This window comes from Streptomyces yaizuensis (assembly GCF_034961445.1).
Lineage (GTDB): Bacteria > Actinomycetota > Actinomycetes > Streptomycetales > Streptomycetaceae > Streptomyces > Streptomyces yaizuensis.
Window position 1 is genome coordinate 67,256 of record NZ_BSBI01000012.1, and the last position, 15,124, is coordinate 82,379.

Sequence of the window (15,124 nt, forward strand, 5' to 3'; positions counted from 1 at the left end):
GCACATGAGTGCGCCCGAAAAGATCCCGAACGCAGGCAAGAAGGCCAAGGACCTCAACGAGGTCATCCGCTACACGCTGTGGTCCGTCTTCAAGCTGCGCGATGTCCTGCCCGAGGACCGCGCCGGCTGGGCCGACGAGGTCCAGGAGCTGTTCGACCGGCTCGCCGCCGAGGACGTCACGGTGCGCGGCACCTACGATCTCTCCGGGCTGCGCGCCGACGCCGATGTCATGATCTGGTGGCACGCCGAGACCGCGGACGAACTCCAGGAGGCCTACAACCTCTTCCGCCGCACCCGCCTCGGCCGCGCCCTCGACCCGGTCTGGTCGAACATGGCACTGCACCGCCCCGCCGAGTTCAACAAGTCGCACATCCCGGCGTTCCTCGCCGACGAGACCCCGCGCGACTACGTCAGCGTCTACCCGTTCGTGCGTTCGTACGACTGGTACCTGCTGCCGGACGAGGACCGCCGCCGGATGCTCGCCGACCACGGGAAGATGGCCCGCGGCTACCCCGACGTGCGCGCCAACACCGTCGCGTCGTTCTCCCTCGGCGACTACGAGTGGATCCTCGCCTTCGAGGCGAACGACCTGCACCGGATCGTGGACCTGATGCGCCATCTGCGCGCCTCCGAGGCCCGCATGCACGTCCGCGAGGAAGTGCCGTTCTACACCGGCCGCCGCAAGGACCTCGCGGAGCTGGTGGCAGGGCTCGCCTGAGCCGCCCGGGGGCCGATTTCGGCCCCGCGCCGGTGCCGCTGACGCGACGGCACCGGCGCCGTACCGGCAGCCGGTTACCTCTCCGGTGCCTGACCTCGCGTAACATCCCTTCGCCGGGCCCATGACGGGTCCGTGCGACGCCCGTACCGGAGCCCAGCCAGGGTCGGGACGGCGCGGAAGCGGAAGGCAGGGGCCGTACACCAGCGGCCCGGCCTTTGACCCGGAAGATCAGACGGCGGGCCTGAGCCGCGGCTCCAGCGCCCGCCGGTCCAGCGACACCGGGTCCGGCTCCGGGTGCGGCGCGCACGACGCGCGCCGCACCGGCGTCACTCCGCGGAGCAGGTAGTCCTCCATGTGCGCGTTGACGCAGTCGTTGGCGCCGCCGCCGATCCCGTGCGTACCGGAGCCCTCCTCCGTGATCAGGACCGAGTCCTTGAGCCGCCGGGACAGCTCCCGGGCCCCCGCGTAGGGGGTCGCCGCGTCCCGCTCGGCCGCCAGGATCAGCACCGGCGGCAGCTCACCACGGTGGGTGCGCACTTCCAGCGGCTGCTGCCGGGGCGCCGGCCAGTAGGCGCACGGCAGGTTCATCCACACGTTGTCCCAGGTCTCGAAGGGCGCCCGGCGGGCCAGCGCCGTGTTGTCCCGGTCCCACACCGCGAAGTCCTCCGGCCACGGCGCGTCGTTGCACTCGATCGCCGTGTAGACGGCGGTGCCGTTCTCCGCCCCGCGTGCCGCCTGCCGCCGGGGCGCCGCCTGGTCGATCAGCGGCTGCTCGTCGCCGCGCAGATACGCCGCGAGCGCCCGCGCCCGGGGCGCCCAGAAGTCGTCGTGGTACGCGGCCGCCAGCATCGCCGCCTGGAGCTGCCCCGGCCCCACCCGGCCGCCCGCGGGACGCAGCGCGAGCCGCGCCCGTACCTCCTCGTACGCGCGCCCCACGGCCTCCGGGCTCCCCCCGAGACCGAACACGGAGTCGTGCCGGGCCGTCCAGGCCCGGAAGTCCGCCCACCGCGTCTCGAACGCCAGCGACTGGTCCAGGTTGCTGCGGTACCAGATCTTCTCGCGCGCCGGGTTCACCGGGGAGTCGAGGACCATCCGCCGCACCCGGTCCGGGAAGAGGGTCGCGTACAGCGCGCCGAAGTAGGTCCCGTACGACGCCCCGTAGAACGTCAGCCGCTCCTCGCCGACGGCCGCCCGCAGCACCTCCAGATCGCGCGCGTTGTTGAGCGAGGTGTAGTGCCGCAGCGCCGCACCGGCCCGCCGGGCACAGCCCGCCGCGTACGCCTTCGCCTCGGCGATCCGCTCGCGCTTGAACGCGGGGGAGGGGTGGACGGGGGCCTCGGTCGGCGCCTTGAGGAAGTCCTGGGGCTCCTGGCAGGTCAGCGGCGCGGAACGGTCGACCCCGCGCGGCGCGTAGCCCACGAAGTCGTACGCGCGGGCCAGCCGTTCCCACTCGGGGACCTGCGCCAGCAGCGGGAACCACATACCGGAGGCGCCGGGCCCGCCGGGGTTGAAGACCAGGGCGCCCTGCCGCTGCCCGGCGGGCCCGGTGGCCCGGCCCCGGCTCACGGTGAGCGCGATCCGGCGGCCGTCGGGCTCCGCGTAGTCGAGGGGGACCTCGACGGTGCCGCAGCGGACCGCCTCCTTCGGCAGCGACTCCACGGCGGGGCAGGGCCCGAAGTCGATGCCCCGCTCCGCCGCGCGCCGGGCGGCGACGGCGACACCGCGCGCCTCGGCGACGGCGGGGGTGACGTCCTCGGCCGGTGCGGTGCCGGTCGCCGGGGCGGCGGCCAGCGTACCGATGACCAAGGCGCCCAGACCCGTCATGAGCCCGGTCCTCAGCCCGGTCCTCGCCACTGCTCTCATCGAGGTTCCCTTCGTGCCGGAGGCATTCGGGGCATCCTTCGCCGGACGGGGGGCGGGGCCAAGCACCGCGGGGTGGTGTCGGACGGAAGTGCTCCGACGCGCCTGGGGCGTGCGCCCCTGGGGGCCGGGAATCGGCGGCGCCGGGCCTCGGTGCGTCCGGTACGGGCGGCTGCCCGGCGACGGTGCTGTCCGGGCGTCCGGGAGCAGCCGTGCCCCGGGGGCCCGCCGGAGGAACCCGGGTGTCTGGGCGGGACACCCGGGCGTCCCGAGGGAGGGGTCCGCGAGCCCGGGAGTCCGGGAGTCCGGGCGTCCGGGAGTTCGGGTGTCCGGGTGTCCGGGTGTCCGCGAGCCCGGGAGTCCGGGCGTCCGGGAGTTCGGGTGTCCGGGTGTCCGGGTGTCCGCGAGCCCGGGAGTCCGCGAGCCCGGGAGTCCGGGTGTTGCGCATTCGGCGCCGGGTCAGCCGCAGCCGCAGCCGCCGCACCCGCCGCAGCCTCCTCCGTCGCCGCCCCCGCCGTCCCCTCCTCCGTCACCGCCGCCGCTGCCGTCCGAGGAGCCGCCGTAGCCGGTGCCGCCCCCGCACCACTGCGCCGAGGCGGCCGTCTCCTCCCCGCCCGTACCGCCCCCGGCCGTACCGGCGGCGACCGCGCCGAGCAGGACGACCGGCACCACGGCGGCGGCGACGAGGGCCACCCGGGTCGTGGACTCGCCGGGCAGAGCGCCCGGCCCGCCGAGGGCCACCAGGACGGCCGGGTCGGTGGAGGAGGCGGTCCGGATCCGGTACGCCTCCAGGGTGTTCGTACCGGCGTAGGTGATCCGCCGCCCGTATCTGCTCACCAGCGAGAAGCTCTGGAGCATCGCGACGATGGTCACGGGCACCACCAGCAGCGCGAAGGGCAGCGGCGGACGGTCCCAGTCCAGTTCGTGGCTGAGCACTGTCACCACGAGCGACGCGATCATGGTCAGGACCGAGAGGGTGGCCAGGGCGCTGCCGGCGCTCCACAGCCGGTCCTGGGCGCGGCTCGGCGGCTGGAGCAGCCCCCGGGAGGCGAGGTCGTCCCCGATGCCCTGGACGGCGCGGTGCCGGGCCACCTGGGCGCGCAGCTGGGGCAGTGAGCCGTTCGGGGAGGCGTCCAGCGTGTCGAGGACCGCCCGGTGGACCGGGTCCCCGGCGGCCCGGCCCTCCGCGTCGGCCACGGGCGTGACGATGCCGGGACCGCCGATCTCCACCCGGCCGTCGGCGGCGAGGGCCGCGAGCGCCGTGTCCACGACCCGCAGCGGCCCGCCGCTCAGGAACGCGGCCTCGTGGGCGCCGAGGACGGGGGCGCCCTTGCCGAGAGAGGGCCGGGACCGGGTGCGGCGGTCCAGGACGTGCAGGACGGCCATGACCGTCACGAAGACGGCCACGGTCACCGCTGCGGCTGTACCCATTGCTACCTCCGAAGGAGAGCGGCGCGGACGGCGCGGGCCAGCCGGCCCGGCCGCCGCGGCGGTTGCGGTGGTGCGACACGCTCCTCCCACCAGCGGGTGAGCCGCAGGCGGGATGCGTCGTCGGCCGGCTGTCCGGCGACGAGCAGATGTTCGGCGAAGGCCAGGGAGTCCCGGCGGTAGCCGTCGCGCATGGGGCGGTTCCTGGCGTACGCGACGAACGCGGCCCGGTAGCCGTCGCCCAGGATCTCCCGCAGCTCGGGGGCGATCCGGGCGACGACGGACGCCCGCTTGGCGACGAGCGCCCGGCTCTGGGTACGGAGCCGGCGGGCGTCGAAGCCCTCGGGCGCGGGGGTGCCGGCGACGAGGGCGGACAGCAGGGCGGTCTGGGCGAGGGCGAGCCGCTGCCGGACGGCTGCGTCGGGGGCCGGCTCGGTGTCGACGGCGACGGCTGGAGCGGCGGGGGCCGGTCGCGGACTGTGCCCGGCCGACCGGGCCCCGGTGACGGCGAGTTCCCGCCGCACGGCCGGTTCCTTACGTACGGCCGGTATCGCAGTGGTGGCAAGAGCCTTACCCGCCCGGAGCGCCGCGCGGATGGCGTCCAGCTCCCCGGCCAGTTCGGCGGCGGGCGGGAAGTCCTCGTCGCGTTCCAGGAGCACCCCCGGGGGCGCGACCCGGGAACGCAGTTCCCGCAGGATGTCCAGGACGGGTTCGGTGACCGGGTGGGCGTGGCTGTCGTGCCAGACGCCGTCGCGTTCCACCCCGCCCGCGACATGGACGTACGCGATGGCCTCGACCGGCAGCTCGGCGAGGGCCCGGGCGGGGTCCTCGCCCCGGTTCACCCGGTTGGTGTGCAGGTTCGCGACGTCGATCAGGAGCCGTACGCCGGTCCGCTCGACCAGCTCGGCGAGGAACTGCCCCTCCGTCAGCTCCTCGCCGGGCCAGGAGAACAGGGCGGCGATGTTCTCCAGGGCGAGCGGCACGGGCAGCGAGTCCTGGGCGATCCGTACGTTCTCGCAGAGCACGCGCAGCGCGTCCCGGGTGCGGGGGACGGGCAGCAGATGCCCGGCCTCCAGGGGCCGCGAGGCGGTGAGCGCGCCGCCCGCGCGGACGAACGCGATGTGCTCGCTCACCAGGGGCGAGCCCAGCACCTCGGCCCGCCGCGCCAGGTCGGCGAGCTTCTGCGTGGAGGGCCGCTCCGCCCCGCCGAGACCGAGCGAGACCCCGTGCGGGACGACCCGTACGCCACGGGCGCGCAGCCGGACCAGCGCGTCGGGGAGATGGCCGGGGCAGACGTTCTCCGCGACCACCTCGACCCAGTCCACGCCGGGCAGCTCCGCGACGGTGTCCGCGATCTCCGGACGCCAGCCGATACCGATGCCGAGTTCCATGTGCTGTCCCCCTTCCCGGCCCCCCGATCGGTGGGGCGGGCTCTTTCCGGGGTCATGACCCTGCCAGGCGTCGATGAACCCCGGAGGGGAGACGTTCTGAGCATCTTCAGAGGTTCCCGGTCCGGCGTGGAATGTTGGTGTCCGCCTCGCCTCAGGGGCTGAGGGAGGGTTCCGGCCGGTCGGTATTGACGGGCCCGGGCTCGCCGGCCCCGGGCGAGGGCACGGACGTCAGCTGCCCGGGCGCGCCGGGCTCCACGGCCTGGGGCGCGGCCGGAAGATTCCCGTCCGGCGGCGGAGGCCCGGTCGGACTGGCGGTCAGCCCGCCGGCGGCCTCGTCGGCGATGGCGTCGAAGTCGACCTTCCCGGTCGCCTCCAGCATGGTGATGTGGTCCAGGACGGTCTGGTTGGCATCGGTCGCGAGCTGCCGGATCAGCGCATTCCGGGTGGTGTGCCGCACCTGCGCCACCAGCGAGAAGACCTTGCCGTGGGCGTTACGGAGCAGATTGGCGAACTTGCGCTCGTACTCCTGCCCACTGGCCGCCGACAGCTCCCGCAGCCACCCCTGCTGAAGATCGTTCGGCTGGTTCGGCAACTGCACCCCCAGCTTGCCGGCGACATCCCGGGCCCGCCGGTCGAGGTCGGCGTGACCGACGACGAGATGGTCCCCGGCGTCCCGGATCGCCTGCGTGGGCGCCCGCTCGATGGCCTGCTGCCCGGCGGGCAGCTCCCACAGCCCCGCGAGCCGCACCTTCACCAGGAAGTCGCGGTCGGTGGCGGACAGGGGCCCCCACTGGGTGGCGACGGTGCCAGCGTTGAGCTGGTCCTGCCCGGTCCCGGAGCGGTCGGCGTAGGTCCAGACGGGGAAGGCGAGAGCCCCGACGGTGGTCACGAGCCCCGCGATGATCAGTGTCGTCCCGTTGACGCGGCGTAACAAGGCGTTCCTCCCGAGCCGATGGTGCCCCCTGTGCCAACCAACCGCTTACTGAACCTTCGTTCAACCGGTTCGGGGGCAGTGAGAGGTACGTAACGGTGGGGCGGGGCGTTCAGCGGGGGTCGGTCGTCGCGGCCTGCCGGGGAGGGGGCGGTTCGGCGCCCTGACCGGAGGCGGGTCCGGCCCTCCGGGTGCCGTTGTTCGGGATCCTGGGGGCAGCGGTCTGCTCGCTCTGGTCGTCGGCGTGCTGGAACGGCTGCGTTGTCCCTGTCGGGGTGGGTACGGTGGCGTCGACTGTTCTTGAGCCAGAGGAAGTCCGTAATGTCGCAATCCTTGGAAGCGGTAAAAAACGCTGCCCTGCCGCGATAAAGCCGCAGGTCGCGTGCTCTGCTCCCCGCACGTGCGGGGACGGACCCCCTTCACATTGTCGGTTCCCCCCTCCTGGTGTCTGCTCCCCGCACGTGCGGGGACGGACCCCTGGCCAGACTTCGCCCGGGGGTGCCGTGGGGCTGCTCCCCGCACGTGCGGGGACGGACCCTGTGGCGACACACTCGCCGTTGATCGAGAAATCTGCTCCCCGCACGTGCGGGGACGGACCCTCGTACGGCAAGTCGTAGAGCAACTTGTAGGGCTGCTCCCCGCACGTGCGGGGACGGACCCGCTGCTCGTGGGCCACTCCCGGGGCGGCGAGGCTGCTCCCCGCACGTGCGGGGACGGACCCTGCCCGCCGGGGCCCGGATCGGGACCTCGTCCCTGCTCCCCGCACGTGCGGGGACGGACCCCCTCTCCCGACCCCGAATTTCCCCACGGGTGACTGCTCCCCGCACGTGCGGGGACGGACCCTGGAGGAGGTCCGCGAACGCAGGGCCGCTCTGCTGCTCCCCGCACGTGCGGGGACGGACCCGCCCAAGCTCGCCGTGCACACCGGCTTCAGCCCTGCTCCCCGCACGTGCGGGGACGGACCTCTACCTCGCCCCTGCGTCCCCGGAGCGACTGTGCTCCCCCATGGCCGCGTGCAGCCAGTCGAGAGGTGACTGGGCCAGCAGTTGGTCGGCAAGCGCCTGGCCGGACCTGGTGACGATTCGGGCGCGGCTGTTGTCGACCCATCGCTGAGCAGCTTCGTACCCCTGGGCTTTGTACTCCAGGCCCTGCAACATGCACTCCAGCTTGTCCGCGTCACGCGCGCAGATCGCCTCCGGGGTTTCGCCGGCCTCGTACTCCGCCACCACCGCGCGGATCGCCGTACGCAGAACCTCCGGCATCCCGGCCGTCTGGTCCGCTGTCACCGCGACGGGGTCGCCCGGGGCCGCGTACTTCTTCCCCAGGTGGTTCACGTCGCCCGTGCGTGTCTCCTGGGAGTCGTGCCACACCGCCATGTGGGAGGCCCGCGCTGCGTCGGCGCCCTCAAGGGTGGCGATGACCGAGGCGATGACGGACGTGCGCCAGGCGTGCTCAGCGACACTCTCCGGATCACGGACGCCGGCCAACCACCAGCCCGTTCGCCGGGCTGACTTCAACGTGCCTGCCTCCCAGAGGAAGTGGGCCACGTCCTCCAGGTCCTGGTCACCCATTGGTGTCCCCTTTCATGCCTCGGCGAGGCGGATTGCGTACCGCACACCGTCCCAGCTTCCACCGAGTCTGTGACGACAGCAGGTACGGGCAGTGGGCGAGCAGTGTTTAGATGGTGCGGGCGTTCAGGCCGAAGTCCATAGCACCTCGCTGATGAATTCGTCCGATAGCTGGGCATACGAAGCTCACCGACCCAGTACACCCGGTGGTTCAGGTTCGTCGCTGTTCAATCCGATTGGTGAACATAGTGGCCGCGCGAGCGCAAGGACGCGGCGCCCGGTGTCATGGCAGCGTGGTCCTCCGCGCACGGACCGCGTCGGTGTACAGCTCCCGCGTGAGATCGGCCGTGCCGATGCCCAGGCCGGCCAGGACCGCACGGATGTCGGCCAGGGCGTGACCCACCTGATCGGTGTCCACGAGGGTCTCGACCTCCAGGAAAGTGCCCTCCAGCTCAGGGACTCGTACGAGCGTCGCGAGCAGGCCCCGCCCCCGCTCCGTGAAGGCGTAGTTCCGGCACTCCTTCCGGAAGGCGATGACGACCTCGTACCCGAGACCCCGGAGGACGGCATGCGTGGCTTCGGCGTCCCCCACCCGGGTTTCACACTCCGGTTTTGAACCGGAGGCGGCCTCGACCTGAGCGCCCTTGTAGGTCAGGACGGTCCGGATCCCCTCAGGCCCGCGCACTGTCCGCAGCCGCAGCTCGTTATCCTGCCGGGCGAGGGGCCCGCCGGGCAGGTCGTAGTAGGTGTCCTCGTACACCTCGGCCACGCCGACCGCCCGCTCGTCCAGCCTCCGCAACACCTCGGCCGGTGTGTGGACTCGCGCCTTCAGCTCTGCCTCGATCACCGCAGCTCCGTCTCGGACGCCTTGGACGTCTCGGTCGACTCGACACGGTCGGGAACGCGCAGCAGAAGCAGATCGAACACGGGCCCGTTCCGGTAGGGGCCCGCGTAGGTGTACCCCAGCCGTGTGTACAGGTCTCTGCCTCCCCGGTTGGAGGGCAGCACGAGCAGCGACGACCATGCCGGGTCGATGGCCTTGACCAGCGCGGTGTGGAGGCGGGTGCCGATGCCCCGGGACTGCCAGGGCGGCCGGACGGCCAGTTCGCACAGCCCCATCAGTCGCTCGGTGCGGGCGCCTTCGGGGACCTGGTCGACCAGATCCGGTCCGAACCAGTAGTCGGCGGAGCAGGGAAAGGCGTAGCCGAAACCAACGGGAGTGCCGCCTGAGTACGCCACCGCCAGGGCGAATCCCCGGTGCTTGAGGTGTCCGGTGATCTGACGGTGGAGCGCGGACACGGAGAGCCCGTCGGTGTCGGTGCCGGGGTTGTCCAGCAGTTCGGGGTGTGCGTCCGCCCAGATGTCGGCGATCACATCAAGCATGGGCGACACCTCGCCAGGGCCGTAGGTGCGGATCACCACGTCCGTTCCAGTGCTCGGGATGGTCACCGTCTCCTCCTCAGCTGGCACCGACAGTTGTGTGGAACCCATCCAGCCAGGCGGCGACCGCCGGAACGGCGGCGAACGAGGAGCGGGAGTTGGCGCGGGGCCTGCTCGCCGCCCGTGGCCTGAACCGGGTGCCACGTCGAGGGACTCCGTCATTCAGCCACCCGGCGGCTTGGTAGACGGCTGCGCTCGTCGCTGAGGCGCAACGTGACTCCGCAGGGCGCGGCACGTGTGCGTCTTGACCGGTCAGACCCCCGACCACCGGTCCATGAGCGCGGCCATCCGCCCCGTGTGCTCGGCGACCGCAGCCCGGAGGGAGGGGAAGTCGCGTCTCGGGAAGCAGGCTTCCACTAGGCCGTAGTACGGGGCGTTCGTGGAGAGCTTTGAGGTGAGGTGCTCCGCCGGCGTGTAGTGGATCAAGGTGTTGCGGAAATGCCGTGCCTCGCCGCTGCGGATCTCGGCGCTCACGGGGTGGTCGAGCATGGCGGCGAGCAGCGAGCGGGATGCCATGCCCAACGCCTTCCCGTACTGGTGCCTGAGCTTCTCCAGGCTGGACAGCACGTGGTAGAGCGTGACGTATCTCAGCTTGAACACGGTCTCGGCGGAAGCAGGGTTGTCGTCGTCCCGCAGCATGGCGTCGAGGACGTTGAGGGAGCACTGGAAGGCGGTCAGGGACGCCTTCATCTCCTCGGGCAGGCCAGCATCGAAGATCCGGTTGAAGTGGCGCTCGGACCGGCGATTCCGGGCCTCAAAGGCGTCGAGGGTGATGCTGTTCATGAACGAGGGGCCAGGCCATGGCAGGTGCCCGGCTGCTTGGCTGACGTACGCGCTCTGAGCCTGGGCCACGGCCGATAGTTCCTGCCCCAGGGCTGGGAGGTCCTGCAGGGCGTTGGCGCGGAGGGCCATGACGAACCCGACCGTGTGGGTAGTGCTCACGAGCCGGCCTCGGTAGCGGTACTCGCCCAGGTCCGTCTCCCACCGGCGCGCGGGCGGGAACCAGGTGTTGCCCAGGAACGCCTGCCGTCCCTCGTCGATGATGCGTGTGAACGCGTCACCCACTTTGTCCAGGCCGGTCTTGGAGTCGTCGAAGAGCTTGACGCTGAGCCGCGCCCTCTGGATGGTCTCCTCGTGCTCATAAGCCAGGGAGGCAGCGAGTCCGGGGTCGTTGACCTTCAGGGTCCTGTACGACTCGTGGATGATGAGCGACAGGTAGCTGTTCATGCAGAAGATCGGGACGACGGCCTTGTCGATGTCCTCGACGACGCATTCCAGGAAGCGGCGTGAGAACGCGAGGTCGCCCTCGATGAGGAGACGCGCCACGTCTTGCTTGATCCCGGTTTCTGAACTCATCGAACTCCCCCGTTTCTTTCCTGATTTGGCGCTTTTTACCATATCGTCCTCGCCGGGGCGATGAGTTTTGGAGGCGGGCCCGGCGGGGGAGGCGAGCAGGGCGTCGGACTGCCCGGTGGTGCCGAGGGCTTCTCGGCCAGCTCGCGGCTGCGGCTGTCGGGGAGGCGCTCTGCGGACGCATAACTCACGGGCAGGCGTTGCCGATGGCATCACGGAGGGTGGCACGGGTGCTCGCCCAGGCGAGGCGGATCCGGGCGGTGTCGAAGGGCGACTCCTCCGCGGGCGGCAGTGCCAGTGCGCCCTCGAATCGTGCGCCTACATCACGAACGACGAAGGCGCGGGGTGGGGCAGTAGACCGTGCTGCTTCGAGTGTGACAGTTAGCCCGGGGGCGATCTCCGTGAAACCGGCATCGCCGACGACCGGCGGCCCCCGACGCCGTCAGAGCGGGCCAGGTGGCGGGGCCCTGGTCGGACCACCATGCGTGGGTTTCGTCCGGCACTCCACACCAGGCGGCTTCGCCGCGTGGCCCATCACCTTGTCGGCTGCCATCGGAACCGACGGGTTGAACCAGAAGGTGGAGAAGGAACGGTCCCGGTGAGGTGGGAGCCGGGACCGGTGAGGCGGAGTTGCTTACTGGGACAGCCGGAGGTTCCACCCGCTGGTGTCCCGGTCGTCTCCGTGAGGCACCAGGACGGGCCGGTGGGTCTCCGGGGCGGGCCGCCCGGCTTTCTCCCATGCGGCGAGCCAGCCGCGCAGGGCGGTGAGGGACGGGGAGTCTGCGGAGTCGGCGAGGATGGCGCCGTCCTGCTGGAGGACGGCGGCCGTGGTGGACGTGGAGTGCCCGAGCGCCCACAGGTCCGGGTTAAGCCCGGCCATGGTCAGCTGTCGGCCGGCGGTGGCCGCCGCCCAGGTGCGCCAGGACGGCCAGTCGAGCTTGGGACCGTCGTACGGCTCGGTGTACGGGTTCTTCAACAACCGATCCAGGGTGGTGCGTGCGCCGGTGTGGAGGTGGTCGTCGTCCTCGCGCCAGGCGATGGAGATCCAGGATGGTGCGGGAACGCGGTTCTCCCAGTCGACCCAGCGACCGGGCAGGTCGAGATCGGTCTTCGGAGAAGCGGTGGCTTCGATGTAGCCGCCGGTGAACACGGCTTCCACGGCCGGCTGGCCGCCCTTCACACGGATCTTGGTGACGAGGGTCATGTTGGGCACGGCCGCGATGGGCAGGGGGGCGACGATCAGGCCGCCTTCAACGGTCTGACCGACCCACGCCCTGGGCAGCAGCGGCGGGGTGCACCATGCCACGATCCGGTCGTACGGGGCCCGCCCGGCGAACCCGGCGGTGCCGTCGGCGGTATGACAGCGGATGTTGTCGACGCCGCGCTGGTGGTGGATGAGGCCGGCCCACCGTACGAGATAGTCGTCGATGTCGAGGCTGGTCACGGTGCCGGCCGGGCCGACGAGGTGGGCGAGGAGGGCGCCTGAGTAGCCGGAGCCGGTGCCGAACTCGGCGACGTTCATGTCCGGGCCGACGTCCAGGGTGGTGAGTTCGCGGTGGATCACCTTGGGGTTGGAGCGGTGCGGGGTGGTGCCCCGGCCTTCGTGATGGGTGTAGTGGCGCTCGGGAACGGTCTCGGCGGCCAGGGCGACAGGGGTCACGCTCACTCCTTGGAGGGACGGGCGGGTACGTGTGTGCAACTGCTCCGGGCGGGTGAAGGACACGTCTGGGGGAAGCCCGGTCAGATCCTCAGAGCTGCGTGGTGGTGCCAGCCGCCCTCGGTGTACTCGCCGACCGGCCCGGCGCCGGGTAGTTCGGCCCAGGCGTGGTACTCGGTCGGGGGCGGCGAGAACCGGGCTCCCAGGCACCAGGTCAGTTCCTGCCGCAGTAGCGCCGCCGCGAGGACGGACCCGAGGCTCGTTTCGGCGCATGCGAGGCGGCCCGGCCACAGCCGTCCCGTGTGTCGTACAGCTGCGACCAGGGCCTCGGCCCGTCCAGGGGTGAGCCGGAGGTGTCCGAGCCGTCGGGCCCAGCGGACCGTGCGGACGGTGTGACGGAAGGGCAGCCGCAGCAGCACCAGGGCAAGCGCGAGCCCGGCGAAGGCCGCAGTACGTTCGGGGAAGGTGCCGGTGCGCATGGTGGAGTACGCCTCCGTGCTCGTCATTGCCACCACCCCCACCAGCGGCGGTGGTGTGAGGTCGGTCCGGTCCGGGCGAGCCCGGTGGCGGCGAGGGCGTCCGAGACGGTCCGGATGTCCTCCCAAGCGTGGTTGGTGGCCAGCCGGTAGCGGATGGCGTACTTCTGGGCCGCCTGGGCGGGGGTATTGCCCGCCAGCAGGAGCATGACCGCCGCCGCAGCGGTCGGGGTCAGGTGGGTCCACCGGCCGGTCCGCTCGTCCAGGATGGCGCCGCCCTCGTCGGTGAGGACCGGGTGGGTGCTGTCACGCAGGTGCCACATGGGAGTTCACCTTTCGCCAGGCGGGCGCGGGCGCTGTGTCCAACTGTCGGAGCCAGATTTCGGCGCTGGTCATCAGGTGCAGGGCTCCCTGGGCGGTCGGCTGTCCGGCCGCAGCACGCTTCAGCATCTCGTGGACGGGGGCTTCGGTGACCAGGCCGAGGGCGGCGAGCCGGGAGGTGGTGCCGAGCAGGTCTTGCAGCTGGCCGGTGTGACGGCGCAGACCCTCATAGGCGAGGGCGTTGAAGCCGCCCTTGGTGATGCGAGTGAGGACGAAGCCCGGCAGGACCCCGGTGCCGACGAACGCCGAGGCCAGCAGGGGCTTGTACCTTCCGGGCGCCCCGCGCTGGTCGGCCGGGACGGAGAGGCAGGCCCGGACGACCTCGTTGTCCAGGTAAGGCGTGGCCAGCTCGATCCCGTACTCGGCCTGTGCGATCTCGCGCCATCCGTTGCTGTTCGCCCCGACCCGGGCGAGGTCCTGGCGGTCCGACCATGGGGCCAGCAGCTTCGGTGGGTCGGCCAGCTCCTCGGCTGCCCGGGTGAGGGCGTCGGCGAGGTGGTGGCGGGCATCCGGGCTCATCCAGTCGGCCGTGGCCAGCAGAGGTGTCCAGCTCACGGGCCGCTGGGCCTGCGGTACCCATGCCCGTGCAGGGCCGCGCAGTTCGGCGGCGATCTGCTGCCAGGCGCCGGGGAGGGTGGTGCGGGCAGCAGGGCGGGCCCGGCGAAGGGTCGTGAAAGCGGAGGTGTGCCGCAGGCGTGCGTGTCCGAGGGCGTGGCGCCAGGCGTCGCGGTGCCGCCCCTCGCGCAGCAGATCCGCCAGGTAGGACGACGGCGCGGAGAGCAGCGCGTCCCCGGCCGCCCCGGTCAGATGGACACCGGGTGCCGGATGCCGGGCGGAGACCGTGTCCAGCACCGCCCGTTTGATCGCGGCGGTTACGGTGTAGGCGCTGGGCGCGTCGGTGGCCGGCAGCTCCGTGAGGTCGTCCAGGCCCTGGTAGTACACCGTGTCCGGATTTCCGGATACCACCTGGTGGTGCAGGTCCGGGACGGTGACTGCGGTACGGGCCGCGTAGACGAGGTCGTCGTCCCTCAGCCTCGGGTCGGCGAAGGTCACGGCGGTCACTGGTCCGCTGCGGGCAGCGAGGCAGGCCAGGGTGGTGGAGTCCAGGCCCGCCAGGTCCGCGCTGACAGGACGATCGACGATCCGGGTGGCCACCGCTTCGAAGAGCGCGGCCCGCAGGGCTGGCCCGGCCCGGTGAAGGTCCACCGGGTCGTAGGAGGCCGGTTCGTAGGGCACCGTGCCAGCTTCCTCGGGGCTGATCAGCAACAAATGGCCCGACGGGACGCGGCGCACAGTGCGAAAGAGGCTCCGCTCTCCGAGGACGTCGGGCTGTCCGAAAGACAGATGGGCGGCGAGCGCTAACGGGTCGACCGGTGCTCCATCGAGTGTGGCGAGGGCACAGGCGGAGGTCGACCACCAGGTCCCGGCCGCGTCCGTGCGCCAGTACACCGGGTGTTGGCCGGTGAGATCGCCGATCACCGCGAGCGTCGGGCCACTGCGGGCGACCGTCAGGTAGGAGCCGGGCCAGCGGGTCAGCGCCCGCCATTTCCCGGCCCGCACCAGAGCCGGTGCGGTCGCCAGCTCACGGTCGTCGGCCCCGCACTCGCCGATGACAGCCAGGGCTGCCCATCCCTCAGCGGCCGTCCTGATCCGGGCCGAGGGCCAGCCAAGGGTCCATACCGCGTCCAGGCCCGGCACCGCCCTGCCCCCAGCGGGCAGCCGGTCACAGGCGCTGTCGCCGTACCATCCTGTGCTCCACCTCATCTGTGCCCCTTTCCGCGTACGCGTCTGCGTGGTTTCGTAGAGACGTGAAGGCGCCGGGTCACCCGCCCCGTGTCCCAGCACGGGAGGCGGGCAGACCCGGCGCCCTGGTGGCGCCGGAGCCGGTCCGTGGCGCAGGATTCCCTTCCCGGCCCCGGCG

At 72.0% G+C, this 15,124-nt stretch carries 13 protein-coding genes and 1 CRISPR repeat array; of the genes, 1 reads left to right on the forward strand and 12 read right to left on the reverse strand.

The window, feature by feature from the left end:
* Nucleotides 1–4: 4 nt before the first annotated feature.
* Nucleotides 5–718: a hydrogen peroxide-dependent heme synthase gene (hemQ, locus tag SYYSPA8_RS26165; protein ID WP_323449778.1), complete on the forward strand. Its 714-nt coding sequence runs from the start codon at nucleotides 5–7 to the stop codon at nucleotides 716–718.
* 228 nt (nucleotides 719–946) lie between these two features.
* Here the strand turns inward: hemQ and SYYSPA8_RS26170 are convergent, their stop codons facing one another.
* The 12 genes from SYYSPA8_RS26170 to SYYSPA8_RS26225 all read right to left on the reverse strand — a co-directional run bounded on the left by SYYSPA8_RS26170 (nucleotide 947) and on the right by SYYSPA8_RS26225 (nucleotide 14,967).
* Nucleotides 947–2,581 carry an alpha/beta hydrolase gene (locus tag SYYSPA8_RS26170; RefSeq protein WP_323449779.1) on the reverse strand — a complete coding sequence of 545 codons (1,635 nt, stop codon included), beginning with the start codon at nucleotides 2,579–2,581 and terminating at the stop codon, nucleotides 947–949.
* 456 nt (nucleotides 2,582–3,037) lie between these two features.
* Nucleotides 3,038–4,009 carry a TIGR04222 domain-containing membrane protein gene (locus tag SYYSPA8_RS26175; RefSeq protein WP_323449780.1) on the reverse strand — a complete coding sequence of 324 codons (972 nt, stop codon included), beginning with the start codon at nucleotides 4,007–4,009 and terminating at the stop codon, nucleotides 3,038–3,040.
* A gap of 2 nt (nucleotides 4,010–4,011) precedes the next feature.
* Complete coding sequence (locus SYYSPA8_RS26180; RefSeq protein ID WP_323449781.1) at nucleotides 4,012–5,397, reverse strand: DUF692 domain-containing protein; 1,386 nt, start codon at nucleotides 5,395–5,397, stop codon at nucleotides 4,012–4,014.
* 151 nt (nucleotides 5,398–5,548) lie between these two features.
* The gene (locus SYYSPA8_RS26185) at nucleotides 5,549–6,331 is read right to left on the reverse strand and encodes a DUF4142 domain-containing protein (protein ID WP_323449782.1); all 783 of its coding nucleotides are present in this window, start codon (nucleotides 6,329–6,331) and stop codon (nucleotides 5,549–5,551) included.
* A 384-nt stretch (nucleotides 6,332–6,715) separates the two neighbouring features.
* A CRISPR array of direct repeats spans nucleotides 6,716–7,293; the repeat unit is 29 nt; unit sequence CTGCTCCCCGCACGTGCGGGGACGGACCC.
* A complete protein-coding gene (locus SYYSPA8_RS26190; RefSeq protein WP_323449783.1) occupies nucleotides 7,294–7,899 on the reverse strand; it encodes an HD domain-containing protein in 606 nt (201 codons plus the stop codon).
* Nucleotides 7,900–8,179: 280 nt separating this feature from the next.
* Nucleotides 8,180–8,743, reverse strand: a complete 564-nt coding sequence (gene cyaB / locus SYYSPA8_RS26195; protein WP_323449784.1) for a class IV adenylate cyclase — start codon at nucleotides 8,741–8,743, stop codon at nucleotides 8,180–8,182.
* Nucleotides 8,740–9,345 (reverse strand): GNAT family N-acetyltransferase, encoded by a 606-nt coding sequence (locus SYYSPA8_RS26200; RefSeq protein WP_323449785.1) that lies wholly within the window; start codon nucleotides 9,343–9,345, stop codon nucleotides 8,740–8,742. The genes cyaB and SYYSPA8_RS26200 overlap by 4 nt, the downstream gene beginning before the upstream one ends.
* A gap of 243 nt (nucleotides 9,346–9,588) precedes the next feature.
* Entirely contained in the window at nucleotides 9,589–10,692 is a 1,104-nt protein-coding gene (locus tag SYYSPA8_RS26205; RefSeq protein ID WP_323449786.1) for a hypothetical protein, read from the reverse strand.
* Between the two features lie 631 nt (nucleotides 10,693–11,323).
* Nucleotides 11,324–12,349 (reverse strand): protein-L-isoaspartate O-methyltransferase family protein, encoded by a 1,026-nt coding sequence (locus SYYSPA8_RS26210; protein ID WP_323449787.1) that lies wholly within the window; start codon nucleotides 12,347–12,349, stop codon nucleotides 11,324–11,326.
* 80 nt (nucleotides 12,350–12,429) lie between these two features.
* Nucleotides 12,430–12,852, reverse strand: a complete 423-nt coding sequence (locus tag SYYSPA8_RS26215; RefSeq protein ID WP_323449788.1) for a lasso peptide biosynthesis B2 protein — start codon at nucleotides 12,850–12,852, stop codon at nucleotides 12,430–12,432.
* A complete protein-coding gene (locus tag SYYSPA8_RS26220; RefSeq protein ID WP_323449789.1) occupies nucleotides 12,849–13,145 on the reverse strand; it encodes a hypothetical protein in 297 nt (98 codons plus the stop codon). Before SYYSPA8_RS26220 ends, SYYSPA8_RS26215 begins: the two co-directional genes overlap by 4 nt.
* Nucleotides 13,129–14,967 (reverse strand): albusnodin/ikarugamycin family macrolactam cyclase, encoded by a 1,839-nt coding sequence (locus SYYSPA8_RS26225; RefSeq protein WP_323449790.1) that lies wholly within the window; start codon nucleotides 14,965–14,967, stop codon nucleotides 13,129–13,131. The genes SYYSPA8_RS26220 and SYYSPA8_RS26225 overlap by 17 nt, the downstream gene beginning before the upstream one ends.
* Between the last annotated feature and the right edge of the window lie 157 nt (nucleotides 14,968–15,124).

Bases quoted from the DNA above. Each gene is read 5' to 3' on its own strand.
- hemQ (WP_323449778.1), top strand. From the start codon at position 5: ATGAGTGCGCCCGAAAAGATCCCGAACGCAGGCAAGAAGGCCAAGGAC.
- SYYSPA8_RS26170 (WP_323449779.1), bottom strand. From the start codon at position 2,581: ATGAGAGCAGTGGCGAGGACCGGGCTGAGGACCGGGCTCATGACGGGT.
- SYYSPA8_RS26175 (WP_323449780.1), bottom strand. From the start codon at position 4,009: ATGGGTACAGCCGCAGCGGTGACCGTGGCCGTCTTCGTGACGGTCATG.
- SYYSPA8_RS26180 (WP_323449781.1), bottom strand. From the start codon at position 5,397: ATGGAACTCGGCATCGGTATCGGCTGGCGTCCGGAGATCGCGGACACC.
- SYYSPA8_RS26190 (WP_323449783.1), bottom strand. From the start codon at position 7,899: ATGGGTGACCAGGACCTGGAGGACGTGGCCCACTTCCTCTGGGAGGCA.
- SYYSPA8_RS26205 (WP_323449786.1), bottom strand. From the start codon at position 10,692: ATGAGTTCAGAAACCGGGATCAAGCAAGACGTGGCGCGTCTCCTCATC.
- SYYSPA8_RS26215 (WP_323449788.1), bottom strand. From the start codon at position 12,852: ATGACGAGCACGGAGGCGTACTCCACCATGCGCACCGGCACCTTCCCC.
- SYYSPA8_RS26220 (WP_323449789.1), bottom strand. From the start codon at position 13,145: ATGTGGCACCTGCGTGACAGCACCCACCCGGTCCTCACCGACGAGGGC.
- SYYSPA8_RS26225 (WP_323449790.1), bottom strand. From the start codon at position 14,967: ATGAGGTGGAGCACAGGATGGTACGGCGACAGCGCCTGTGACCGGCTG.